We start from the raw sequence: 24,919 nt of genomic DNA, 5'->3' as shown, positions 1-24,919 counted from the left end.
CTGCACTGTCCGCCTGCTTCCCGGTCGCACATCCGATAACGTCTTCGCTTGTGCAGGAGGCCGCATCGCGTGAGGCCGCATCGCGTCATGCGTCGGCCAAACATGGCACCGACTGGAAGCACGGCAATACCGCGTAGATGTAAAGTGCGCTGATGTTGTATGGTAGCGCTGCCGGCCGGGTCTCCAATCCGCTGCCCAGACGAGCCGACCATCTGCCTGCGGCAATAAGCCTGTCACAAGCAGAAACGCGCTGGGCAGCTGGCTCCCTGCAAGACTTCGCAGCTCAGGAACATTGAGGGACGACTAGCGTCGAACCGCCGACATGGTCGGCCAGTTGCAACTCATTTCTCAGCACGACCTCCACTGCACGTCAGGGCGCATGGAAGATTTTCTCCTTTGGATGGGTGATCGGTGCGGGATGTGCTTTTGTCCATGCAAGATTTCCGAAGAGTTATGAAATCGTTTGTTTCGATCAAAGTCATCCACGCTATGAATAGCTGCCGGACATGCGCTTCAAAGGGCTTCAGGCTTCCCGGATGGCTACTCCGATTTGAAGCGCGTGGCATTCCATGCGCTCTGTCACAACATTTTTCAGCAACGGGTATGAGAGCAAACCCACACTTCTTGTTCGAAAGTCGCTTCGCGCATTCGGGATGTGGTGCTGGGCGATTCACGCATCCACGAATCGAAGAGCTCTATTCCGAAGCCTTCGAAATCCTTCGGATTACGCGTTACCAGAGTGAGCCCTGGGCAATGGCTGTGGCTGCGATCAATCCGTCCATTGACGTCAGCACGCGGCCGCGGCGCTTCGCAAGACCAATCAGATCGCGCAGGCCAGAGCAACCGGCTCGTCGACGGGGAGGACTCTCTGCTCTAAAACGCTAAGGCAGGTCTCGGGCAAGCCATTCGGCCAGCGCCTCACGCTTCCGACCCTCGCCCATGAGAGCAACGCCGCGCCGGATTTCGGCGATCGAGACCACGCTGATGAACGAGCGATCCTCGTCGAGCTTGTCCAGCCATTCCAGAACGCGTGCGTCCGGCGCCGGCCTTGTCACCTCGGACAGGATATAGGTGTCCAGCAGTAGCCTCACAGCGGCAGATCACGCGGTTCATCGCGTTGACGCTCAAGGTCGAGTTCCGCGCCGCGTAGCGGCGACTCCAGCAGAAACTCCTGAAGCGTACCCTTGCGCACCGTCTTGCGTTGCCATTCCTCGGCGGAGACGACAACGAGGCTTGGCCTACCGTTGCGCGTAATCGTTTGCGGCGCCGCCTGCGCACGCTCGATGACTTCCCACAGCCGCGCCTTGGCCCGAGCGACGGTCCAGTTGGCATCCTCTTTTGGAGCAGACTGCATTCTGGCCTCCGTGACCATTGTGACTATCGTGACTACATAAAAATGACTTAGTGACCGTGACAGGGGAGGGGGGACTTTTTTCTAGAGCCCGGACGCCTTAGTGAGACTGACGCGAAAGCGATCGCGCCGACGCTGGTATTTACGCGTCATTTCCGCTGAGGCATGGCCGAGCTGCTTTTGCACATAGCGCTCATCGACTTCGGCTAAGGAGGCCAGGCCTGCGCGCAACGAATGGCCCGCGAACTTTTGCTGTCGTTCGCCTTCCGACAAGTCGCCGCGGACGCCGGTGGCCAGCGCGGCACGCTTGACCAAGCGGGCCACCTCCTGATCGTTCAATCGCTCCGCGCCGACTGCTTTGCCCTGTCCTGTGACACGCCGAAACAGCGGCCCGTGGGCAATGCGGGCCAGCTTGAGCCAGGTCTGCAGCGCAACCACGGGGCAGGTGGCGTCGGCGGAGCCGCGGCCGATTTCGACCTCGCGCCAGCCCGTCTTGCCATATAAGGTTACCAGAGCGCCTTTGTCGAGAATCTCGACCCAGCCACGGCCGTCATCCGTCTGATCCCTGCCGACGTCGAGGCCGACAATTTCGGAGCGACGCAGGCCGCCCGCAAAGCCGAGAAGCAGCATGGCGCGGTCGCGCAAGCCGCGCAGGGTGCCCCGGTCGAGCGTCTCCAGCATGGCGATCAGGTCTTCGGGAAGTATGGCCTCCTTCTGCACAGACGGTTTTGCGTGGCTCTTACGGATGCCGGCGAGCACGGTGGCGATATGGCGGTCCTTTCGATCGAGCGGCTCGCCACGCTGCGTATAATTCCAGGCCAGGGAGGAGAGACGGCGCTCGATCGTCGCCACAGAGTTTGGTTTCTTGTCTCCTGTGACCTTTCCGGATGCACAGGCGGTGATGTAGAGGCCGACGGTCTGCGGATCAGGTGGCAACACCTCGAGATGCTGCCGGCGCGCCCAGGCGCAAAAATGCTTCCAGTCGGATGCGTAGGCGCGCCGCGTGTTGGCCGAGCTCGCCGCGTCCACATAATCACGCGCGCGATCGGCAAGACGCTCCAAGTGGGCCGGCAGGCCGGGTGCGGGCCGAAGGGCATGGAAAGGCGCCTCGTCCGACGCTCCCCCGCGGCCCATCTCGGTGATGATGATGTCGACGACGTCGACTATGTCAGGCATATCGTCGGTGTTAGGCACAGCAAGCCCAGTCGACGGCTGCGTGGACGAAACATCCTCTTCCGGCCTCGTGCTGTGGGACGGGTCCGGAGGCTCGGCGGGCGCGATTTTTCGGCTTCTGCTCGACGAAAACGGTCATTCCTCTAGAAACAGCAAAACGAATGATAAGGCATTATCATTCGTTTTATGTCTCCGACAGGCTGTGCGTTTTGGCGCAAAAATCATGGCAAAAAGCGCACCGGCACTTTACTCTCCAAATCATGATTCGCCTCGATCCCGCGATCGCCAGCTTCTCTGCGCCGCCCTCCGTTCCGGCTTGGGCGATCACAAGCGCCGGCGCGCCGAGTGACGGCGACGCGGCCTTCCGGGCAGGCGCCGCCCTGGGTGCCCTCGATACGCTCACCCGCGCGCAGCCTGCCGGGGCCGGGGCCTGGCGGCAGCGCCTGGCGCTTAGCTGCGCCGCCGCCAGCATGCGGCTTGTTGGCCGCGCCGAGGACGCGGCCGCCCTGCGCGACGCTTGGTATCTGCGCCAGGTCGGGACCGACCCCGGACCCGCCGGCACCATCTTTGGGGCCTGGCGGCAGTTGGCCGGGCAGCCGCCTGTCGCCAGCGCCGATCGGTTCGAAAAGATCGTCGACCAGCTCGGGCTCCATTGGGATGGTGCCGCGCTCGCCGACCTCTGCACAGAGATCGAAAAACTGGCTGGGTTGCAGCGGCCGGCGCCATTCGCCGCCGCGGCGATTGCCGCTCACGTCGTCGCCGTACGCCCTGACTCCGAGCTTTTTGCCTGGTGGCTCGCCGACCTGGTGCTGGCAAAAAGCCTGCGCTGGCCGCGGCCGCTGCCGCTCCTGATGGCTCAGGGCTTTGGTCCGGCTTTTCGCGATGAGGCCAGCGGCAAGCGCATTCGACCGGGCGAAAAAGGGTTTGAGCGGGCGGTGTGCCTGGCGCTGCTTCGATCAGCGGCCGACGCCTGCCGGTTGGCCGCCGAGCTGTCGCGTCGCGCGGAGCGGCTCATCGCCGTCGCACCGAAGCTCAGGGCAAAGGGGGCGGACGATGTGATCCAAAGACTCGTCAATGAAGACGCCGTTTCGGGCTCGCTGACGACCAGAAACCTGTCGCGTTTTGCGGCGCGGCGCTTGTTCGACCGGCTACTACAATTGGATGCCGTGCGCGAGCTCTCCGGCCGCACCGCTTTTCGGCTGTTTGGGCTGTAGCGATGAGCGAAGCGTCCGCCCGCCGCAAGCCGAACGAACAGCCTGTGCTGCTCGACCCGGAATTGGACCACCTGCCGCCGGAGCTGCGCTGGCGCGAATGGATGGGCCGCGTCGAAGCGGTGATCTTTGCGGCAAATGAACCGGTGACACGTAGTGTCCTCGCGCGGGTGGTGGGAAGGAATTGCAATCTCGAGCTGATCATCGACGACATCCGCGCCGAACTCACCGACCGCCCCTATGAACTGGTCGCGGTCGCCGGCGGCTGGCAGCACCGGACCAAAAAGGCCTTTGGCGACGTCATCCACGCCGCCTTCGGCCAGCAAGGCGGCCAGGGCGAAAAAGAACTGTCGCAGTCGGAGGCTCTTGTCCTCATGTGTATCGCCTATTTCCAGCCGATCACCCGTGGCGAGCTGTCGTCCTTCTTCGGCAAGGAGGTGTCGCGCGACCTGATCGCCGTTCTGCGCGGGCAGGACCTCATCGCCTCGGGGCCGCGCAGCCCGCAGCCGGGGGCGCCCTACACCTATGTGACGACGAAAACGTTCCTGTCGCAGTTTGGGCTCGACACGCTGCGCCAGCTGCCAGATTTCGAGGCGCTCGAAGACGCCGGGCTGCTGTCGAAGGAAAAGCTGCTGGCCGGCGATATACCGACCGGTCTTGCCCGGGGGGGGGCGACGGCGAAGAGGGCGAGCCAACGAGAGGCGTGATTGAGGATGAGGTGCTCTGAACTGATCGAAAAGGGTTGCTTGCGACAGCTTGCAACTCAGGGCCATGATGACTGATCGTACGGCAGCCGGTGATCGGGATCAGGGACCGCGGCCTTATCGCCCTCGACAAGGTTGGCCAGCATGGCGCAGCGACGGAAACAGGACACCGCGAAGCCCAGTCGTAATGACCAGGTCCGCAAGCTTCCACGAAGGCGGAACCCCTCCTGTCGAGGCGAGCGATCTGGCGCCAGGCACAATCCCATTCCTTCCAGGCACTATCCCAAAATTCGGTCGAACCCCCGAGAAAGATCGGCGATCTCGGAAAGCGTGATCTTGTAGGCGGCAAGGGTGGCCGGCGGGACGATGCTGGCGCCCTGCTTACATTCGTCAAGAGCGCCTGATTCCTGACGGTGTATCGGTTGAGCCTGTCTTCACTGTTGCCGAACTGAAGCCACCGGGCCCCGCTAGATAGGCGCGACGCTGCGCGTGCCGATCATCGGTGGATAACCGAAACTGGTGAAATTTCATCGAGCAGCTAATCTGCGACTGACTGTATATGAAGGATGTCCGGTCTGAGATGATAAAGATGCAGGGGTAAAGTCATGACCATCACATTAGTTCGCGGACCGTTTTTGTCACAAGAGGCTGGAGCATCGACTTCGCCAGCGAATCTCGACGAGTTGGGTGTCGGTTCGAGAAGGGTTGTGCCTCGGCTACTGCCTTGAACTTAGACTATTGTTTGGTTGTATGGTGTTGCAAAAGTCCGGAACAACCGGAATGTATTGTGGAGAAGGTGTCTTGGGGGAGAAAACTCTAATCAATTTTCCGCCGCCGGAAGCGCAGCTAAAGCGAGCGGTTCGCCAGGATCTGAAGCGTATCGGCTTCAAAAAGGATAAGACCGGCCAACTGTTGTCCCCTGGACAGGACAAGCAGGCGGTACGATTGCTTCATGCGGAACAGCGTAGCGAGAAACTCAAAGCGAATGCAGCCTTCCTTGCCCGATACGAATCGGAACTGTTGCCCTGTTTTGCGGATGGCGATGAGATCGAACCTGCGAACATTAGGTTGGTACTTCGGCGAGTGCGAAGCGACACGAAGGATGCGAACCTATTTCGGCTGGCTACGCTGACTTGGTCCGTCCCCGTCTCGGCTGGGTTTGGCCGGCGCCTCCGTTATTTGGTGTGGGATGAGGGGCATGACCGTTTGGCCGGCATCATCGCGTTGGGTGATCCGGTATTTAATCTCTCGGTTCGGGATAAGTTGGTGGGCTGGAATTCAACTGACCGATCACTGAGGTTGGTCCATCTGCTTGACGCTTATGTGTTGGGAGCTGTGCCACCGTACTCATTCCTACTCGGCGGCAAGGCCGTGGCTGCACTGGTCCGTACGCAGGAGGTAGTGCAGGACTTTAGGGACACCTATGGAGAGTCAGTTGGTATCATTTCAGGAGCAGCCAAGCACGCTAGTCTCCTGATGGTGACCACAACATCGTCGATGGGACGGTCGTCGGTCTATAACCGATTGACGCTAAACGGCACTCGATACTTCGAGCCGGTGGGCTACACGACGGGGTGGGGCCACTTCCATATCACGGACGCGTTGTTTGAGAAATTGCGGTCGTATCTCCGGCAACTCAAGCATGAGTACGCGGATCACCATGCGTACGGCAAAGGACCGAACTGGCGGTTACGAACCATCAAGGCTGCGCTTACTCGGCTCGGCTTCAAGAATTCCTTGCTCAAACACGGCATCCAAAGGCAGGTGTTTCTCTGTCCCCTGGCAAGAAATACGGCCGACATTCTGCGTGGAGGTGGGGCTGAGCCTGACTACCAGGACCTGCTAAGTGTGGCCGAGGTGTCCGCGCTGGCCGTAAGGCGATGGATGGCCCCCCGTGGCAGCCGTGAGCCAGCTTTTCGAAGATGGCGCAGGGACAGCGTCCCACTACTTGTGCGCGGCGACGTCGCTGGAAGCCTTGACGAGTTGAGGAGACAGGCAGCGTAAGCTGCCGTCTGAAAGGCACCGGGATGTATTTCGCCATTGACCTTGCGAGCGGACAGCGGATTGCCGCATCGGAGGCACAGCGGTACCGGCGCTATGCCTGCCCGGTGTGTGAAGCGCGTGTAAGCCCCCGGCAAGGCGCATTTCGCGATGCGCATTTCGCTCATATTTCGGGTGCTGCGCGACCTGAATGCTACCTTTATCACTCGTCCGACGGATGGAAGGGGCCGGTGGCGGAGCCAGTTGCGCAACCACGACCGCAGCCTGCCATTTTGCCGGCACCGCTTTCGCTGAATCTCCATGTTCAACAACCGGCCGGCAAGGTACCTACGTTCTGGGGTCTCGAAGTAGAGATTCCACGTGCGCCTACCGTGAAGGGGACGCTGACCTTTGATGGCGGCGGCGACGGGTTCCGCGTCCAGGTGGCATGCGCTCGACTGCACGCCGGACCGCTGACCTACGTTGTCAATCCTGACGCTGCGACGTTCCGTGTGGCTTGGGTCAGCCCGGATGTGGATACAGCTTACGGCCAGGCTGTGCAGGAGCGCGTACCGGGTTTGGACGCTGGGCGAACTACGGTCTTTTCAGCGGGAAGAGGTAGTCGCCAATCGGTGGTAGCCACGCTTGACTGGGGTTCCACCTACTATTTTGTCCAGCAGGCCGATTTGATCGCGCGTGTGCCGCCCCAACTCGCCGTTACGCGTCTCGCTAACCTTAAGCGGTGGAGTTGTCTTCTCGTTACCCTCCCGCAGGTGGTGGACAATGAGATAGCTGAGTGGATCGGCCGGGCGACCGGGCTACAACTACAGCCTGCAAAGCGCCGGTGGGGCATTGTGACGCCAGCGATGCATTTTGTTGATGCTTCCGCTCGAGTGGTGCTGGACGCGAAGAGCGAGCTGACGCTCGCAATGTACGCCGGAGACGGTCAAGACAAGGCGGTTCTGACCGCGCGCAGTGGCGAGGACGTTGCCACCGTGGAACTGACACGGGATGAATGGCAGTTCATACGGGTTGGCGGCTTTTCGGCGACCCAGCCGCCCTTGCTCGACATTGATGGACGGCTTTTGCCAGAAATCATTACCAGGCCCGTGGCGAGGACCGCGCGGACAGCCCTACTGACATTCCGCACCCGGTCTATTTCGGCGAATTCGGTAGAGGCAGGATCGTCACTGGAACAAGTCCGCGCCGGATTGCTCGCCCTCACGAGTCTGCAGGTTCCGAGTGGCCTTTCTCCCTTGGTGCGATCACGTGCAACAGACCAAATTGATTGGGATGAGCAGCCCTTGGCGGTCGCAGGCGCCGAGACCATTTCGGCAAATGCAACAGTAACGGCCGAAGCCCTGGCGCTGCTACAAAATCACCTGCGAAACATTGCATCTGACATTCACCTCGACCTCGGCCCTTTCGGCGAATGGTGGTTTGCTGGGCATCCGGTGGCGAACACATCCGTCCGACGCCTGTCTGCCGCTGCTCGCGCGCATGCCCGTTGGGTTCTTGCAGGCGCAGGAATGGCTATCAGGTCTGAGTCAGACGACGAACTATCAGCCGCATTGCGTGTCTTGAATGCTCCGCGTTGGCTTGAGTCTCACCGCCGGCTGGCCCTGAGCCGCATAGCGCGTAGCAGCGCGGAGGCACGATGACACAGCCGGCGCCGACCCCTCAGGCACTCGAGCGGCTACGCACGCTCGGTGATCGCCGGTTGCTCTCCTTCTTCAACGAGGTGACTACGAAGACCAATCGGGCTTTGCTGAATGTGCTGCCCAGTGTTGACGGGTTTCGCAAGGATAGCGTCGCCAGCCTGCCAAAGCGGAAGCAGGCTCTCCTCCACCAACTGTTCAAGAAGGGTGGTGCCAAGGCCAGCAAGGCGCGCGCCGAGGATGCTTACTACTACCTTTGGCGAGCATGGGCACAGCAGCATTTGGCGCAAGTTGAGGGCCTTGCCACACTGTTGGACGGGATCGAAAGGGCCACGACAAAAGAACATCCCCAGGTGGCAGCGGATCAACCGCAAGCGGAGATCGAGACTCTGTTCCGCAGCCTGCATGAGCAGTCTTTCCTCAATCATTGTGACGCAGAGACTATCGCGCGGCTGCTTCAGTTTAGTCCGTTTGAGACCACTGATACCCTTCAACTTTTGGCAAGCAGCGCAAAACCGTTGGTGGCGGTACAGAAGGACCGAGAGTTGTCGGTGTTGCCAGGCCGCATTCAGGAGCATGAAGACCGGCTGCGAGGCTTGCAGAGTGAGATCAAGGGTTTATCGGGGGACGTCGCGCGTCTAGCGGAAACAGTCGCCAGCATCGTATCCCGGCCAGCGCCGGTGGCTGACGACAGCGCGTTGGCAAACGCCCTGGAAAATATACATGATGAATTATCAGCGTTGCGCAAGGGCATGGAAGCCCATGGCCAGCATGCAACGCGTGTCAGTGCCGAAACTGATACCCGCCTTAAGAGGGCTGAACACAGCGTTACCGATCTCGAGGCACTATGGAGCGATCTCGAGGACCGAACTGGCAAGCAGGCTGCGGAGCTTCACCATCAACTTGCCGATATTGTTCAGCGGGTCGCGCAATTGGGCCAGGCTACAAGTCCGGTGAGACCCCAAGCCGATATAGCGGTGGTTCCCGCTACTCCGTCTCTAAGGATGGTGCCCCTGACGGAACAAACGGGCTTGGTCAAAGCGTTAGGTACCGCCTTGGAAGCCGCAGGCATGCTGACATCCAATTATGCGGCGCTTGGGCTGAGGTCGTCAGGTGCCGCGACCTTTGCCGAAGAGGTGCTCACTGCTATTGTTGCCTGTAAAGTGCTGTTTTTCAAAGGGTCATTCGCTACAGAGCTGGCGCGCGTGACAGCAATGACCCTTGCTGCAAAGCACGTCGTCCGCGCCCAAGTACCGGTGGGTTTTGTTGATGCGACGACAATGGATGCTGATGTCGCGGAAGCACTTGGCGATCGGAATGGCGCAGTCGGCGCATTGGTTCTAGAGCGAGTGAACAATGTGCCGTTCGAATTGCTGGTTGACGCAACCGCGGACCTAGTTCGGCATGGGAACGTCGTGGTATTGGCAAGCCTAGCCGACGGAATTACAACGTTCCCAGAGCAAGTACTCTGTCTCCAACTCGGGCCTGTGTTTGACACTGACGTCCTCGATTGGAGTCTTTTCCCCAAAAAGGCTGCGCTCGCCAGAGGGTCCTTGACGTCGCTTGATGCGAGCGCTCTTTCGACTAAGCCGACAAACGGCGACGCGCAAAGCGAAGAACTAGTGCGCATGCTACGAATTGGGCCATCGTTTCGGAATCCGCACATCGAACGAACGGCAGTAGCATTTATGAACGCTCTTGAGAGATTTCGTACTGCCGATGCACCCAGTTCACTCCAATCCGCCGCCTACGGCTGGTTGTGGCCGCTATGGAAAATGACTTGCCTCGCGCCCGAGGATATCGAAGAGCAGTTGGATGGCGGGCGGGTTGACAGTGAAAACTACGTCGACACGCGGCTGCAGCTTCTCATGGGCCTAGCCGGTATCAAGGCAAAGTAGCGCTGAGATGACCCTTTCACTCCGCGTCCTGTCCTCGCCTGAAGTGCTGGCTGACGTGATAGCCAGCCTTTCGATCCAGGGATCCTCAGAGTCTATTCGGCGCGCGTTGATTGCTTCGCACCTGCGCGCGGCTTGCGAGGGAGAGGGAACGCGGAATGGTCACGGTGTGTTCACTGGGCGCCTCACCGATATGATTGACGGCGATCTTGGAGGTCTGTTGGGATCTGCTGATGCGCGTCCGCTGACCAAGCAAGTTCTAGAGGCGCTTGAGAAAGCCGGCGATCTTTGGCGTTCTCCAGGAGGCTACTGGCATTCGACACCTCCACGCGCTGTGTCTCTTTCAGATGGTCCGTCTTTTCTGCTTGGCGTAGTACCGAATAGCGGCACCGTCGCTGCAGGAGCCCTTCGCTACTTGGCGGGTCGGGCAAACGGAATAATCGAGCAAAGATTCGACGATTGGCTTGGTTACGCTGAACCCCTTGGGGCTTGGATGGCCAAGGCGCTCAAGAAATATCGCCCGGGTCTTCGACCGGCGGGAATCTCAGCCGATCACCTGGAAATATACGCTCCGGACCAAGCTTTGCGGCAATCGCGGTCGCGCTGGATAAATCCCCAAGAGTTAGAACTTAGTGGCGTCGCATTGCGACTATGCCGGGTTCAGGCCAAGCCAACATCGCTTTACGACCGTCCATATTACCTTGGGGAGTTCGAGCACTCGGGTAGCGGGTTATCGTTGCGGCGGGCCGTCATGCTCAAGCATGAACATGCACGGCGGTTCCGCTTTGCGTATGACGAAGCCTTGGGCGCCTCGCGGAGGCTGGAATTCAAGCAGGCAGACGATCTGGCGCAGATCACACTGGCCAAGGATCTGCCAATTGAGGAAGCGCGTGTTCTTGCGCTTGGTTGGGAGCTTGGCGGTGCTAGCCCTCCGTCAGTTTATCGCATGGGTTTTCCGGTCCAAGCGGTACCTTTTGTAGCGCATGCACTCCGGCGGCTAGGAATAAAACTCAAAGGGGCGGTGTCATGAGCAACGGGCAGGAACCACAAGAGCATGGCGTGCACGCAACTGTGGGGCGGCTTGGCGAAAGCCTGAGAGCCTATATCGAGGCGCAGTATCACGTACGCAACCCGGCCTTAATTCATGAAAGGCGGTTTTTGTTAGACGAGGCAGGTGCCGTTGCCCAACTGCCCTTTGTCGAGTCCACCCCCGTTTATGAGCTCGGAGCTCCTTATGACGAACTTGACCTTCCACCGGTCGTGGCGACTGCGTTGGGAGATCTTGCGGCAGCAAAGGTCGGCTTGTTTCCCCAGCCCTATGTACATCAGGCTCAATCTTTAGAGAGGTATTTCGACGGCTTCGACCTCATCGTCGCCACAGGCACCGGTTCGGGCAAGACCGAGAGCTTTTTGATGCCAATTATCGGCCAACTGGTCCAAGAAGCTCAGGATCGCCCGACCACCGCGTCGTTGCCAGGCTGCCGTGCTCTCTTACTCTATCCGATGAACGCTCTCGTTAACGACCAGTTGGGCCGCATTCGCCGGCTATTCGGCGACGAAGCTGCATCGGTAATCGTTTCGGCCGGGCGAGGGCGCCCGGTGCGATTTGGTAGTTACACCGGCCGATCACCCTATCCGGGGTTACGCACCGCGAAACGAGACCGTGAGCGCATAGAACCGCTTTTCGAAGAGTTCTATATGCCCCTGATGGGACAGCCGGAGACCGTTTCAGGCCTTGTTAAAATCGGCCAATGGCCCTCAAAAGACTTGGTCGGATTCTACGGCAAACACCATGCAGAGCTGAGGCCGAATCCCAAAACCGGAGTGCCCCGGCATAATCGTCATTGGAACCGCCGTCTCATCACCCAGCCCGGTGACCGTGAGATGATGACCCGCGATGAAACCCAGCGGGCCTGCCCTGACCTTTTGATCACAAACTACTCAATGCTGGAATATATGCTGATGCGGCCGATTGAACGGTCCATCTTCCAGCAAACCAGAGACTGGCTGCATAGCGATAGCGCCAACCAACTGATCCTGGTCTTGGATGAGGCTCACATGTACCGTGGTGCTGGCGGCGCTGAAGTTGCCCTTTTGATCAGACGCCTACTTGCACGCCTTGATGTTCCTCGAGAGCGCGTACGTTTCATTCTGACCAGCGCCAGCTTGGGTCAAGGTGCTGCAGCGGAAACTGCAATTGAGCTGTTCGCCCGCAACCTCACGGGACTCCCGCAATCATCGAGCCGAAATTTCTCGGTTATCACGGGCACGCGCGAGAAGCGGCGTGGTAGCGGGCTGCCAAGCGGCAGCGTGACAGACGCACTCGCAGTATTTGATTTGGCAGCATTTGAGGAGCACGCAACTCACCCCGAAGCTGCGCTTGGGGCGGTGGCGGCATTGGGCGCCCGGTTGGGCTGGCCAGAACCTCCGTCGGCCAAAGACCTGCCGGACTATTTGTTTCTCAACCTTACCGGATTCCCTGTGTTTGAAAGGCTCGTAGAACTTGTATCGGGCAAGGCCATCGCACTAGGCGACTTGCAGCAGCAGTTGTTTGAAAACCATCCGGACGCGGCTCCGGCGCTGGCGTCACTCATGGCCATGGCCCCATTTGCGCGGCGCAAAGTCGACGAAAGGGTGCTGTTGCCCACCCGTCTGCATATGTTCTTCCGCGGTCTTCCTGGGCTTTACGCATGCGTCGATCCGACTTGTTCCGCAGCACGCCATCAGGGTTCCGGTCGAATTCTTGGCAAGCTCCATACGCACCAACGTCGGCAGTGCGATTGCGGTGCACGGGTTTTCGAACTCCTGACGCACCGCGAATGCGGCACTGCCTATCTGCGGGCCTATGCCGACCGACCCCAGCCCGACTTCCTTTGGAGTACTCCGTCAGGACCGTTCCGCGAAGGCAATGAGTCCCCGTTAGTCGAGATAGAACTGCTGATGGAGCCGCCGAACCCAAGCTTCGGCGACTGTGTTGAAGCCTGGCTCGACATGCGAAGTGGCCGTCTTGGTTACAGCGCCAACCAACCAGCCCCGGGCTTCACCCGGGTCTATCTGCCGACGCAGAGCCACGATTGGACCAAGAATGGCGTCAGGTTTGCCAACTGCTGCGCCTGTGGTGAACCAACTTTGCGCAGCGAAACCTCTACTATTATGGACCACGCCACCAAAGGTGAGGCGCCATTCGCCAATCTGGTAAAGACCCAATTGGACGGTCAGCCGGCATCGAGACTGGAAACCCGAGAGTATCCAAATGGTGGCCGCAAGGTTTTGCTGTTTTCCGACGGTCGGCAGAAGGCGGCCCGGTTGGCTCGCGATATCCCACGCGAAGTGGAGCAAGATATTTTCCGCCAGGTATTGGCCCTGGCTGCAAGGATGTTGCGCGAAGCTGGTCGTGAACCTCGGCCGGAGCGCGGTCTCTATATCGCAGTGCTTAAAGTCCTGAGCGACAGCAATCTGCCCATATTCGACGGCAAGGATGCGCTAGCTATCGAAGCTCAGGTAAGGCGGCTTCAGAAAGACTACGCGGATCAGCCGATCGAGGAATTGCTGACGGAATTCGATCCTGGATCGCCGCCTAGCCGCTACACGATCGCTCTCCTCAAGCAGCTATGTGGCCGCTACTATTCGCTGTCCGGTACAACGGTCGGCTACCTTGTTCCGGCCAAGCGTGCGCTGGCGAAGCTTGTCACCGCAATCTCTCCGTTGTTGCCATCCCTTCCGCTCGCAGACATATCTGGTTTGGCCGCCGCGTGGTTGATGCGCGTGGCGGACAGTTACGCCTTTGATCCTTCCGTCGAACCCAATGTACGCGGAAAGGCGGCAGGCCGCTGGAGAGGATCGTGGGGCAGCAACGGGGGATTTCCGAAGGTAGTTCGGCCTGCGCTCGCAACTGCGCTACAGACCGATCTAGGCATTCTCGGACTGGTTGAGAAAGAGCTCGCAGACCAACTCGGATTATCTGATTCTACCGGGGCAATTTTCATCGATCCCGCGAAGGTCGTTGTCAACATCGACCTGAACATGACGTGGTATCAGTGCACTGCCTGTACCGCCCTTTTGCCCATGACCGTTCATGGCCACTGCGCAGCTTGCGGTTCAGAATCCTGTGAACCTGTTTCGCCTTCCCAAAGCGAGTATGTGCGTGCCAGAAAGGGTTTTTGGCGTGCGCCGGTGGAACGTGTGCTGGCAGGTAGTGCACGGCTACGCAGCATTTCCGTTGAAGAGCACACGGCTCAGTTGTCGAACCGCGACAATGCTCGTGTGCATGCGACAACGGAGCAGTTTGAACTGCGTTTCAAGGATGTCCGAATTGCCAAGACCGACCGGCCAATCGATGTATTAAGCTGCACCACCACCATGGAAGTGGGCGTTGATATCGGTTCCTTGGTCGCCATTGGCCTGCGTAACGTGCCTCCACAGCGGGAAAACTACCAGCAGCGGGCCGGTAGAGCTGGCCGGCGCGGTTCATCGCTTTCGACCGTGCTAACTTACGCGCAGAATGGTCCTCACGACGGCTACTACTACAGTCACCCCGAAAAGATCGTGGCAGGCGATCCTCGCAATCCCGACGTGAAGATCGACAACCCAAAAATCGCACGGCGCCATATCGCTGCCTACCTCTTCCAGACCTTTTTTCATAACTACATGGATCATCACGAAGTTACTCTGGGCACCGGGTCTTCTGCGCTATTCCGCGCCCTCGGCAAGGCCACGGACTTCTTCCTCGGTGAGCCTATGTCCGGTCTGGATCTAACCAGTTTCGATACATGGGTCCGTCAGGACCTTCTTGCACCAACGGGGCCGTTGCGTTCTTTGATCCGAAATTGGCTGCCGGATGACCTGCGTGTTGCCCCTCGAACGATCGATGCCTGGATCGAAGACGAGGCAGAAGACTTGTTGGCGACTCTCGCCCGGTTCCGAACTGAATTGGCAGCAGCAATTGAAAGCGGCAAAAGCTTGGGTGAAGGCGGTGAAAACGGTCCCAATGGCAGCGAAGACGAGGATGAGCGCTCCGAGCGTGAAGCCATCACCGATCAGGAACTGCTTGAGTTCCTTTTCGCCAAGGGTTTGCTACCTAGCTATGCCTTCCCGACAGACCTATCCAGTTTTCTGGTTGAACATCTGGTTCCCCGAAACAATGAGTGGAAAATGGAGGTCATTGAGCGGCCTCAGCAGTCGATCGGAAAGGCCTTGAGCGAATACGCGCCCGGGCGGCTGATCGTCATCAACAAAGAGACATATCGCTCAGGCGGTGTCGTTGCGAACACGTTGCCGGATGTCGAAAACCGTGCCGAGGCAATCTTCAACAAGCGCCGCACTCTAGTCCACTGCGAGAATTGCAGTTTTGTCGCGGATTTGGATGACCCTGCTCAGGGCGGGGCTCATTGTCCAGTGTGCGGCGGCCACCTAAGGCATACTCACATGGTCGTGCCCCAGGTTTTTCTGCCAGAGGAGGGCAGGGCGCTCAAAGAGGATGATCGCGAGCAAGACATTACTTACGCCACCGCCGCGCAATTTCCCGTCCCGGTCGGTAAGGACGACCTGCCCAGTCTGAGGGTAATCGGCCGCAACCTCTCTTGTGTAGTCACGACGGATCGTCAGTTGGTGACCGTCAACAAAGGGCAAGAGACTTCTGACGGTCGCGGCGGGTTCTGGATCTGCAACCAGTGCGGCCGGGCCTCTGTCGAGGAACCACCCCATGCCCCACACAGCCGACCATATAAGATCGAGAATTCGTATGGGAAGCCAAAGCGAGGGCCGACGTGCTCGGGAACGTATGAGAACGTGTTCTTAGGGCACGTGTTCTCCACGGATTTGCTGCTGCTACGCATCAGCCTGAAGCCCCCCTCATAACCGATACGGGCGACCCGTTGCAGTTAAGAATACTCGAAGATGCATTGTACTCAGTGGCTGAAGGCTTGCGCCTAGCGGCCAGCCGTCACCGCGACATCGACCTCGATCCTTCAGAATTCGGCGCGGGATTTCGTATCGTGCCGAACCAGGACGACCAGACCCTACTGCTAGACGTTTACCTGTATGACACTTTGTCTGGCGGAGCCGGCTATGCCGACCTCGCCGCAAGGAACATCGAGGAAATCCTCCAACAGACTCTGGCGCTGTTGGAGCAGTGCCCCTCCCACTGCGAGGCTTCATGCGAGAGTTGTCTGCGGCATTACCACAACCAGTATCTCAAAGACCGTCTTGATCGGAACCTCGGTGCCGAGCTGTTACGTTATGCCCTCGATGGCACGTTGCCTGAGGAGAAGACACCGGAAGCGCAGGCCAATTTGCTCCGCAACCTCCGACGGCTGCTTGAGCTGGAAGGCTTTAATTGCGAAAGCCCAGCTACCATCGACGAGACTACAGTACCCTTCGTCGTAGGTCACAGCGACCGGCAGGTGCTCGTCGGCTTGCGTCCGGCGCTGCTCACCCCCACGTGGCGAGATCACTCGTTCGGTCGGCTACAAGCAGGGACATCGACCGTCGTGCTTAATGAGTTCATTCTTGGGCGGAACCTACCCGATGAGCACCAAATGGTGCGTGGCGTGGTTTTGGGTAAGCAATAGGCCAGCCCGAAGGTCAGGAACCCGCGTCGGTGGGGGCGCTGAAACTTTCGAGCCGTCCGCCATCAGTTGTTGGCAGCGGATTTAACGCGACAATTTTCGGAGCAAGAGGGTCGACCCACTTGAGGCGAAAAGCGGGGAAACATGGCGTTGGACCGTGCACTCACCAGTCGCGCCGAGCGTGCCTCTGGTCCATTTAGACGAATGCTTGTTCGCAAGATCATGGCGAAAGTAGCTACGGTCATCTGAATGGCTGCGCGGCCAATGTGGCCGCGCACTGTCAGGAATAGCGCCATGCCTTTCTCGACATCAAATTTTTCACCTTGATCCTGCGACCGCGTTGCCTCACATCTCACTCGCATGATGCACGATGCCACCACAGCCCCATTCCACGTAGCCTCGACGTATGAGGTAACGGATAAGGTGTTCGTACTCGGCAGTCTGTCGAAAGGCGTGACTGTCTATCAACAACAGGTTCGAGCATTGAACCTAGCCTGGGCGCTGCGGGAACTCAATGTTCACGGGCGGCGGACCCTAAGCAATGTCGCGGTCATTGGCGGCGGTGCCGCTGGCCTCACATTTGCTGCAGCGATTTCGTCATTTCCCGGCGTGCAAGTAACCTTGTTCGAGCAAAGGTGGGACCTGTGCCCGCTCCAGCAGGGTTCCGATACCCGGTGGCTGCACCCGTTCATCTATAATTGGCCGGCAGCCGGGAGCAGGAGGCCGAGCGCCAGCCTCCCGGTGCTAAACTGGACCGCAGGCAGAGCGTCAGACGTTGCGGCCAAGATGCTTGACACTTTTGGTGACCGTTGCACGGAGAACGAGAGCAACGGCTTGCTCGTTCCCAAAGTATTTTTCGGCCTGGGCTATCTAAGGGTGGATGCCCACCGAGGACAAGTGGAGTGGTTGGGCTTAGCCGCAGACCGTGCCGGGCGGCACTTTCGCGCTGGTGAACCGGCAGGTGACCGCCAAAGCTACGATACCATCGTCGTTGCTGCAGGATTTGGCTTGGAGGCAGGCCAGCCAACTCAAGGGGCCATAGCGTCAGGCTCTTATTGGCGGAATGATACTTTGGGGCAGCCGGTTCTAACCGGTGCTCGACCCGTGTTCGTGGTGTCAGGCCATGGAGATGGCGGCGTGGTCGATCTCTGCAGGCTCACGATCGAACGCTTCCGCCAAGACACCATACTCGCCGAGTTGCTCGGAAACCACCTGGATGAGGTTGAGAAGGAACTACGTCGGATAATTGGACCGATCGGTGGGCGCCTGCCCGGCAATGTTAAGAAGACGCTCGACTACGCGTCTGCTCCTTTGGCGGAATACCTTTCCACTGCGACTACGAGGTTACGGTCTCGGCTACGCAAGGACGTGCGGGTGGTCTTGCACGTGAAGCCCGAGGATGGGGAGGACTGGAGCGTTGACCATCTCTTCGAGAATAAGAGTTCATTTCTGAACAGGTTTCTTCTGTACCTGCTCTATGACGCTGGGGCATTTGCGATAAGCCTTGAACCAATCGCCGAATTCGGGAAACGACAAAGCATCCCTAAAAGCCATATCGTGCAACGCTACGGCACGGGTTCATATGCGCACGTTCTCGGACTCTTCTCGGACCATACAAAAGTGGCGAAGAGGCTCGCGAAAATGAAAGATAGTGACAATCAGTTGTCCGATGAGCTTTGGCTGCCCGGATTCTTCTCTCCCGATCCAAGAGGAATATTATCATGACAACGGCGCCGCATCCGTTCGAACCCAAGCAAATCAAACCGCAGTACCCAGAGCCCGTCCCAGGAGCTTCGCAATTGGCGGCGCTGCCTTTCACGGCAGCTGTGGCAGGGTATCTTCGAAGCGTTGGGATAGCCGATACAACGAGGGTTGTGCTCCACCGCGCAGTCAACCGCGAGGGCGGCGAATTTCTTCAGCAATTGAGCGCCTACTCTGGAATTCCTTACGATCCCAGAGGGGCAGGAAGGATGAACGCTGTCACGACCGGCATCATGGGAAAGGCATTTGCGCTTCAGAAAATAGTGCGAACGCGAGCTTACCCCTCGTCTGAGGCGTTGCTGAAGGATCTGAAGAAAGACATGAAAGAGATTGGGGATGATCGAGACATCAAGACGGTAGCTCGGTCCTATCTTGCGCTCCCAATGACCTCATCGACCAAATGTGTCGTCGCGATACTTTACGCCGATACCTTCTCAATCAATGCGTTTTCGGATGATGACAGGCTTAATTGCTTGATTGGTATGTGCGAAGATTTTTGTCAACTTCTCGATAGTCTGACTGCACAATCGCTTCCGGGGATCCAAAACTTTGAACTAACGCGAGGTGCGCCGGTTAAAGATACAGCGACCGTGTACCCACGACTTCAGCAGGTGCTTGAGGACCGTGCAACGCCAAAATTCACTCGGCTTACATCGCTCAATTTCGAAGCGGCGAGCTAGCGCTTGGGCTATTTACGTTGAAGTACACGCGCCTCTCAAATGTTCGCCTTTTGTGCTTCGAAAGTCGCATAAATGGCAGTGTGGAACTCAACGGCGGCTCATTGGTTTTGCGGGTTCAGCTCGTGGAAAAGGTCCGTCGGCCTTCCATGAATGCGGGTTTCCGCATCGCCTACCTCGATACGGTCGATGAACGCCGGACAGGCGAGGCGGAACCGTATCTCGCCCGAGAGCACATTCGCGCGCATGATTTCGACGAACGCGGCTATCTTTTCATCCGCAGTGAGAAACCTGCGTTTGACGGATGCAGTGGTGCTACGCTTGTGGAACCCCGGGGCGTCTCTATGCGGCAATCCCTCATCGTGAGCCGATGCTATTGTGCAAGTTTCGCAGCACTGCGGGTGGCCATATCGCCCAAGACAGCATGAAGAAGCGTTCCAACTTCCTGTTGGGCGACCCCGGGTGCAATTCCTGATTCGGACAGTTGAACGAGAATTGCCTTGGCGGTGTTGCGCCAGAAGGCGTTCGCGTCCTCCCCGTTCTTGGATTCTAGGACCCGGGCGATCCCTTCGACCAACTTCCGCCGCCGATGCAGCGGAAACGCGCTAATGTTTGAATCACACATCGATCACCTCACCCCTTCAGTCGCGCGAATAAGCATTGGCGGGTGAGAAAATTTGGTTAACAGCGCTTTTGGACAATGGTCAGCAATGGAATAAAGCGTCTACCCAACAAGCCAAGAGGTGTGCCGCGTGTTGATGATCGGCGCGTGCTGAACGGCATCTTCTGGGTGCTGCGCTCCGGTGCTCCATGGCGCGACCTGCCTCAGCGCTATGGGCCGCGCACCACCTGTTGCAACCGCTTCGTCCGATGGCGAAAAGCAGGTGTGTGGCTGCGCAGTAAACGAGTCTACGGCCTAAGTGTCTGAATCGGAATGACCGGCATGTTATCAGGTCCTTGCGAGGCGTCGGGTGAGCATGCGGATGTTTGCGACCTGTGCGGATTCGATGGATCGCTCGAAGTCCTTGGCCAGCCCCTTCGGCATCTGCCCAGCCATGCGAAGGTCCGCTCAACGACCCATCGGCGCGGCAGGACTTCGAAGCCTTTGGCGCTGTCCGACCGCTTGACGATCTCCATGGTGAACTTGCCGATCCTTTGCAGGGCGCCCCGCAGTTTCGGCCCTGCATAGCCACCATCGGCAAAGACATGGCGCAGCCACGGCCAGCGCTCGAGTATGGATTTCAGGACGGCCGGCGCGCCGTCGCGGTCCTGGATGTCGGCGGCGTGAACGACGACGCCGACCAGCAGGCCCAGCGTGTCGACGACGATGTGCCGCTTGCGGCCCTTGACCTTCTTGCCGGCGTCGAAGCCACGAACTCCGCCGCTTTCGGTGGTCTTCACCGACTGGCTGTCGATGACGCCGGCGGACGGGCTTGCCTCCCGGCCTTCCCGTTCGCGCGCCGCCATGACGAGTTCATTGTTGATGGCGCGCAGCAATCCTTCGTCCCGCCAGCGCCAGAAGTACTTCTGCACCGTCGAGAACGGTGGGAAATCCTTCGGCAGGAGCCGCCATGCTCCGCCCGACGAAGCCATGTAAAGCAGCGCGTTCACGACCTCTCGCAAGTCCGTCTTCCGCGGCCGCCCGATCCGGTTCGGCGCTGGCATCAGCGGCTCGATCAGCGCCCACTCCGCGTCCGTCAGGTCGCTTGCGTAGCGCGGGCAGCGCCGTTCATAGTGAGGGCGAGTGGTTTCAGTCCAGGGCATCATGATCTCCGTCGAATCTCAGCAAGCCGACAGAATCACAACCCGCTGAAATGACTCACTTCTTTTTGGAGCGGACACTAAGGTTTGCGGAGCCTCACGCCGGCGCGGCTGCCGTTCTCCGGGATGAACTCGACGCCGGCGGCCTAGAGGGCGACGCGCAAGGCAGCAACGGTTCGCTCTTGTGTGGGGCCCTGTCGGGCCGCGACATCTACTTAATGTCTACTCTTGACAGTAGCCGCGACCATAACTTTTGATAGCAAGTCAGGGTCGCGGGATGCCGAGCCGCTTGAAATACCGAGTTAGGTCCGGGTGCTCGCGATCGTCCTGCCTCAACCGCGTCGTCATCGCCGGCGAGCGCCATAACCAAACCGGGAGCGCTTATTCTCGACGGAGCACCGGGCATTCTCTGGTTGTGAAGACGGTGCTTGATCACCAGCCGCCTGAGTGTGTCTTCGCTTACGTTGTAGTCGTGCCTGAACAGATCAATGGCCCTCTGGACCGTGATCGCCTCTGCCCGTGGGATGTAGAGCGGCCGAAGCCGTTCGGCTGTTTCTGGCGCTGTTTTGACAGGGAGCGCATTGGTCATTCGGCCCATCGCGCTTTTCTGCGGCCCGCCGTTTCGCCCGACATCACGGAACGATATCGGCCCCCATGTATTAGAAACCCATGGACACTATGGAACCCCATGGCCACGGGATGGTGGCCGACCTTCTGACATCGGAAGTTGCCAACGCCAGGCAGCGCATCCACCGGACCGAGCTCGCGCTTCAACGCACTGAAGAAATGCTGGCCGAAAATCTCGCGCTGTGCAGCAGGATACGAACTGCGGTGGAGGCCGCAGACCGCTTGATGAAGATCGATCCCCCAGCTTTGAGGGACGTCGCGCGAGTTGAACTGGGCCGGCGTTTCATTTTCGCGGCCTTGCGGCACCGTCCCGCAAGAGCCTGCCCTACATCACAGCGTGAGCAAACATCGGACATAAGCATTCCAACGTTCACCGACCCAGACCGACACGAATCTTCAGTTCAAAGAGCGAGGATTAATGCTGCGGCAAACGAAGGGGCACCGGGGGCTTCGCGCGAGCCAGTTATCCGATCTCCCGCTCAGAAATTTCTCCAAATGTTCCGACCTCCTGATGGAACCCATTCGTTGCGGGCGAGTTGCGGCTCATTGGGACGGATTTCCCGAACATGACAACGAGCAACAAAGCAGACCATCAGTCTGTCTCCGAAGCGTTTCGGAAACTGATCCGTTCCGAGGGCTATCGTCATAACGTACAAACGTTATTAAATCTGGGGGTCGAACCAGAACTGCCGCCAAACAGTCATTACTTGCGGCTATTGATTGGGCCAAACAGGGCCGACGGAAGAAGGTCCCTAGCCGGCTGGCTGAGCGCCAAAGCGGAAGAGTACAGAGGCTCGCTCCGTACTTGTTTCTCTGGTTCCCGCTCAGAAATTCCGGCAAACATTTCTTCTTGATTTTTCCCGACAGAGGATCATGAACGTCCCCTTGGGTTCTCGCTGAGGTGGGAGGCCTTGTATGAACGCTTGGACGAACTGCCGACCCGACAAAGTGACTGCCAAACACCTTGTTCACGAGCTGATCCTACAAGCCCGTCGCGGCCAAATCATCTCCGTCAAAGAGACTATCGCAGCGGTGCGCCGAGACGGGCCACATCTGGCGGAAACTGACTGCGAGCTGGTGGAGTTTATTGTCAATGTTGCCCCAGCCTTTGGCCTGTTCGTCGGGTTCGATCTTCGCGAATAGCCTCATGGCAACCCATTGGTTCTCGCCTGCGGTGTACGTCAGGACAGACCGACCTGGGATTGTGGGAGAAAGGCGGCTCGAGGCGCGTCAATAGGATCGAGGAGGAGCATGAGGGTCTTCGCGAGCTGGTGTCCGATCCCCACCACAGAAATTCTACAAAGATTCCTGACTGTCGCGGCCCAGCACCGTGCCAATTTGTACGATTCGTACATGGCGTTGATGTCCGTCAGGAAGTGAGTAGATTCCCCTTCGGCGTGTCCCTGGGGAGGGCTGGATGAGCGTCGCGCAAAGGGTCGGTCCGCTTCTAGAGCAAGCAATCACTGTACTCCTCAACAGGGCGGACCGTCGCGATACGGTCTCGATCAAAGCGGCACTACGCGAAGCGCGGGAGACTGCGCCTTATTTGGTGGCCTCCGACGAAGAACTAACCGAGGCAATCGTCGAGGCAGCAACTGCCATGGGCCTCTGCGTGGCTTTCGACGCCCAGGAGTAGCTGTCAGCCAACTTCAGCCGCTGTGGCATCGCAACGGAAGCGCGCAGTCCTGCGTCATTTTCGATAGTCAGAGGTAATCCGCAATTACCGTCGCAAGCTGCTAAATCTGCCTGAGAACGGGAACTGGGCTGAGCAAAAGTATTTGCTGGAGGAACGTGATCGGGCCGACAAAGAGTGACGTATGGCTCTCCACTGGTTCAACCCTCCGGTCCCGGTCAAGGCCGAGCGTCCCGGGATCATCCACAACGTCAACAACGCCGAGACTGCCGGCGAGGAGCTGATGAAGTGGACCAAGCGTGGCCCTTGCTGGGACCTCGCGGTGCGTGTTTGCATGGCCGTGATTTTCGACGAGATGGAACCTGAGGAGGCTCGCAAGGCGTTCCTGGCTGCTGCAAAAGAGGAGGGGACATTACTCCCCCCAATGATAACTAGCTAAATTGGATGCGGCATAAGCTTCTAGGTGTAATTATCAACACGGCCTTGCGAAAGGAGCCCGCCGCCGGTGAGGGAGAGGCGACGGACCCCCCTACAGCGGCTGCAGATCACGAAGAATCCCGCTGCCACCTATAAACCCGCGAGGGCCTACATCGTTCCGTTAGCTGCGGCTAAAGCGGGGTTGGTCGGCGGGCTCTTGCCGCTCTAAGTTCCCCCTTATGGGTCCTCTCTGGTTCTCTCCCCCGGTCTACGTGAAGACGAAACGTCCGGGCATTCGCAATGGGGTCAGCCACGTCGAGGGAGCCGCCGAGGAACTCATGGCGTGGGACACAAAGGGCCCGAGGTGGACCAAGGCGGTCCAATCCTGCGTCGACGCGTTCGAGGGCAGGGTGTCCCCCCATGAGGTCCGTGAAGCCTTTGAGGCGGCTGCCAGGGAGGCCAACGTGTATCTCTCCCCTGAGTAGGAGGTATCATGGCAACCCATTGGTTCGTCCCTCCGGTGTTCGTGAAGACTGAAACCGGTGTCAGGCATGGCTGCAACAATGCGAAGGCAGCCCTTGAACAGCTCAACATGTGGACCCGGCGAGGGCCTCGCTGGCACAAGGCGGTGATCCTCTGCCTGTCAGCCTTGGAGGGCGATTCGATTGACCCGCACATAATACGAAAGGCCTTTGAGGCTGCCGCTAAGGAGGCCAACGTGTATCTCTCCCCTGAGTAGGAGGTGTCGTGGCAACCCATTGGTTCTCCCCTCCGGTGTACGTCAAGACCGACCGACCTGGGTCACCTACGGGTGCAACAACGTCGAGGGTGCCGCCGAGGAACTCATGAAGTGGGCCAAGATGGGACCTAAGTGGAGGAAGGCTGTGCAACTGTGCGCCGACAGGAGGTCCGTCAGGCTTTCGAGGCTGCTGCCAAGGAGGAGGGGGTGTTCCGTGAGTAGCAGGCCGGTGCCCATGGCTATGTTGGGACGGACCCGCTAGGCTGTCCGAATGCTGACCAAGTCCGCGCTGCTCGAAATAGACCCGGATACGAGAGCATTCACTCTGGTCGGCGCATTTATGGGCCATTTTGCACTTCTTGAAACTGGCATCGGAGCTTGCTCTGGGCGAGGTACTTGGCGTCTATGGGGCACGTCGAGGTAAGGGGACCGGAACCGGAATGTCAGGCTTCTAAAGCCGATGGCAGAAACCGGATACGGATGTCGAAAAGGCCGACCGCCTCGTGTTCGACCTCGACCCCGATGAAGGCCTCGATTTTGAGGCCGTCCGCGCCGCTGCCTTTCAGTTCCGCGCTATCCTTGAACCGCTGGGGCGGGGTCGCGCTGACCAATCCTTGCCCAATCTTGTCAAACGGCTTCCAAAACTGACCCCCGATCGGCGTCCAATTTTGGCTCTGACGCACTTTTGGTGATGATTGAACCTTAACCAGCACCGATGACGCGGGCCTGAAGCAGGTCGAGCTTTCCTCGGCCGTACATTTGGCGT

At 59.0% G+C, this 24,919-nt stretch carries 21 protein-coding genes and 2 pseudogenes; 17 read left to right on the top strand and 6 right to left on the bottom strand.

Annotation, left to right across the window (positions count from 1 at the left end):
• Window positions 1–678 precede the first annotated feature (678 nt).
• From NKJ09_RS30350 to NKJ09_RS30340, 3 genes and pseudogenes are all read right to left on the bottom strand, one after another.
• Window positions 679–1,091 (bottom strand): annotated as a pseudogene (locus NKJ09_RS30350) (type II toxin-antitoxin system VapC family toxin); the annotation flags it as partial.
• Complete coding sequence (locus NKJ09_RS30345) at window positions 1,088–1,354, bottom strand: type II toxin-antitoxin system prevent-host-death family antitoxin (RefSeq protein WP_352764461.1); 267 nt, start codon at window positions 1,352–1,354, stop codon at window positions 1,088–1,090. The gene NKJ09_RS30345 and the pseudogene NKJ09_RS30350, both read right to left, overlap by 4 nt.
• A gap of 81 nt (window positions 1,355–1,435) precedes the next feature.
• A complete protein-coding gene (locus tag NKJ09_RS30340; RefSeq protein WP_352764485.1) occupies window positions 1,436–2,485 on the bottom strand; it encodes a site-specific integrase in 1,050 nt (349 codons plus the stop codon).
• A 299-nt stretch (window positions 2,486–2,784) separates the two neighbouring features.
• Between NKJ09_RS30340 and NKJ09_RS30335 the strand changes: the two genes are divergently transcribed.
• From NKJ09_RS30335 to NKJ09_RS30285, 11 genes are all read left to right on the top strand, one after another.
• Window positions 2,785–3,738, top strand: coding sequence for a DUF1403 family protein (locus NKJ09_RS30335; protein WP_352764482.1), 954 nt, complete (start codon window positions 2,785–2,787; stop codon window positions 3,736–3,738).
• A 2-nt stretch (window positions 3,739–3,740) separates the two neighbouring features.
• Window positions 3,741–4,442 carry an SMC-Scp complex subunit ScpB gene (gene scpB / locus NKJ09_RS30330; RefSeq protein WP_352764458.1) on the top strand — a complete coding sequence of 234 codons (702 nt, stop codon included), beginning with the start codon at window positions 3,741–3,743 and terminating at the stop codon, window positions 4,440–4,442.
• A 798-nt stretch (window positions 4,443–5,240) separates the two neighbouring features.
• Window positions 5,241–6,443 carry a Druantia anti-phage system protein DruA gene (locus tag NKJ09_RS30325; RefSeq protein WP_352764455.1) on the top strand — a complete coding sequence of 401 codons (1,203 nt, stop codon included), beginning with the start codon at window positions 5,241–5,243 and terminating at the stop codon, window positions 6,441–6,443.
• A gap of 23 nt (window positions 6,444–6,466) precedes the next feature.
• On the top strand, window positions 6,467–8,080 hold the full coding sequence (locus tag NKJ09_RS30320) for a competence protein CoiA family protein (RefSeq protein ID WP_352764452.1): 1,614 nt from the start codon (window positions 6,467–6,469) through the stop codon (window positions 8,078–8,080).
• On the top strand, window positions 8,077–9,975 hold the full coding sequence (locus NKJ09_RS30315; RefSeq protein ID WP_352764450.1) for a hypothetical protein: 1,899 nt from the start codon (window positions 8,077–8,079) through the stop codon (window positions 9,973–9,975). Before NKJ09_RS30320 ends, NKJ09_RS30315 begins: the two co-directional genes overlap by 4 nt.
• 190 nt (window positions 9,976–10,165) lie before the next feature.
• Complete coding sequence (gene druD, locus NKJ09_RS30310; protein ID WP_352764448.1) at window positions 10,166–11,002, top strand: Druantia-type antiviral defence protein DruD; 837 nt, start codon at window positions 10,166–10,168, stop codon at window positions 11,000–11,002.
• Window positions 10,999–15,828 carry a DEAD/DEAH box helicase gene (locus NKJ09_RS30305; protein WP_352764445.1) on the top strand — a complete coding sequence of 1,610 codons (4,830 nt, stop codon included), beginning with the start codon at window positions 10,999–11,001 and terminating at the stop codon, window positions 15,826–15,828. The genes druD and NKJ09_RS30305 overlap by 4 nt, the downstream gene beginning before the upstream one ends.
• Before the next feature lie 53 nt (window positions 15,829–15,881).
• Entirely contained in the window at window positions 15,882–16,541 is a 660-nt protein-coding gene (locus tag NKJ09_RS30300; RefSeq protein ID WP_352764442.1) for an MrfA Zn-binding domain-containing protein, read from the top strand.
• Window positions 16,542–16,961: 420 nt separating this feature from the next.
• Entirely contained in the window at window positions 16,962–18,263 is a 1,302-nt protein-coding gene (locus NKJ09_RS30295; protein WP_352764439.1) for an NAD(P)-binding protein, read from the top strand.
• A complete protein-coding gene (locus NKJ09_RS30290; protein ID WP_352764436.1) occupies window positions 18,260–18,979 on the top strand; it encodes a hypothetical protein in 720 nt (239 codons plus the stop codon). Before NKJ09_RS30295 ends, NKJ09_RS30290 begins: the two co-directional genes overlap by 4 nt.
• A gap of 17 nt (window positions 18,980–18,996) precedes the next feature.
• On the top strand, window positions 18,997–19,404 hold the full coding sequence (locus NKJ09_RS30285; RefSeq protein ID WP_352764487.1) for a hypothetical protein: 408 nt from the start codon (window positions 18,997–18,999) through the stop codon (window positions 19,402–19,404).
• On the opposite strand, the gene NKJ09_RS30280 is transcribed toward NKJ09_RS30285, so the two are convergent.
• Window positions 19,350–19,601, bottom strand: a complete 252-nt coding sequence (locus tag NKJ09_RS30280; protein ID WP_352764433.1) for a DUF6074 family protein — start codon at window positions 19,599–19,601, stop codon at window positions 19,350–19,352. The genes NKJ09_RS30285 and NKJ09_RS30280 overlap by 55 nt on opposite strands.
• Before the next feature lie 75 nt (window positions 19,602–19,676).
• Here NKJ09_RS30280 and NKJ09_RS30275 point away from each other — a divergent pair.
• A pseudogene (locus NKJ09_RS30275) lies at window positions 19,677–19,874 on the top strand (transposase); the annotation flags it as partial.
• Window positions 19,875–19,925: 51 nt separating this feature from the next.
• Here the strand turns inward: NKJ09_RS30275 and NKJ09_RS30270 are convergent.
• A protein-coding gene (locus NKJ09_RS30270; protein WP_352764430.1) for an IS5 family transposase occupies window positions 19,926–20,740 on the bottom strand; the annotation gives its coding sequence in 2 pieces (ribosomal slippage) (window positions 19,926–20,009 and window positions 20,012–20,740; 813 coding nt in all).
• Between the two features lie 1,539 nt (window positions 20,741–22,279).
• Between NKJ09_RS30270 and NKJ09_RS30265 the strand changes: the two genes are divergently transcribed.
• The 5 genes from NKJ09_RS30265 to NKJ09_RS30245 all read left to right on the top strand — a co-directional run bounded on the left by NKJ09_RS30265 (window position 22,280) and on the right by NKJ09_RS30245 (window position 24,153).
• The gene (locus NKJ09_RS30265; RefSeq protein WP_352764427.1) at window positions 22,280–22,507 is read left to right on the top strand and encodes a hypothetical protein; all 228 of its coding nucleotides are present in this window, start codon (window positions 22,280–22,282) and stop codon (window positions 22,505–22,507) included.
• Between the two features lie 274 nt (window positions 22,508–22,781).
• Window positions 22,782–23,000, top strand: coding sequence for a hypothetical protein (locus NKJ09_RS30260; protein ID WP_352764425.1), 219 nt, complete (start codon window positions 22,782–22,784; stop codon window positions 22,998–23,000).
• Window positions 23,001–23,181: 181 nt separating this feature from the next.
• On the top strand, window positions 23,182–23,436 hold the full coding sequence (locus tag NKJ09_RS30255) for a DUF982 domain-containing protein (protein WP_352764423.1): 255 nt from the start codon (window positions 23,182–23,184) through the stop codon (window positions 23,434–23,436).
• 217 nt (window positions 23,437–23,653) lie between these two features.
• Complete coding sequence (locus tag NKJ09_RS30250) at window positions 23,654–23,899, top strand: DUF982 domain-containing protein (protein ID WP_352764420.1); 246 nt, start codon at window positions 23,654–23,656, stop codon at window positions 23,897–23,899.
• Window positions 23,900–23,907: 8 nt separating this feature from the next.
• Window positions 23,908–24,153: a DUF982 domain-containing protein gene (locus tag NKJ09_RS30245; protein ID WP_352764417.1), complete on the top strand. Its 246-nt coding sequence runs from the start codon at window positions 23,908–23,910 to the stop codon at window positions 24,151–24,153.
• Between the two features lie 443 nt (window positions 24,154–24,596).
• Here the strand turns inward: NKJ09_RS30245 and NKJ09_RS32595 are convergent.
• Window positions 24,597–24,919: hypothetical protein (locus NKJ09_RS32595; protein ID WP_502901827.1), on the bottom strand; the 323-nt coding region annotated here is incomplete at its 5' end.

Source organism: Mesorhizobium sp. M0189 (assembly GCF_040322135.1).
In the GTDB taxonomy this organism is placed as follows: Bacteria; Pseudomonadota; Alphaproteobacteria; order Rhizobiales; family Rhizobiaceae; genus Mesorhizobium.
This window is presented reverse-complemented; position numbering and strand designations above follow the sequence as displayed.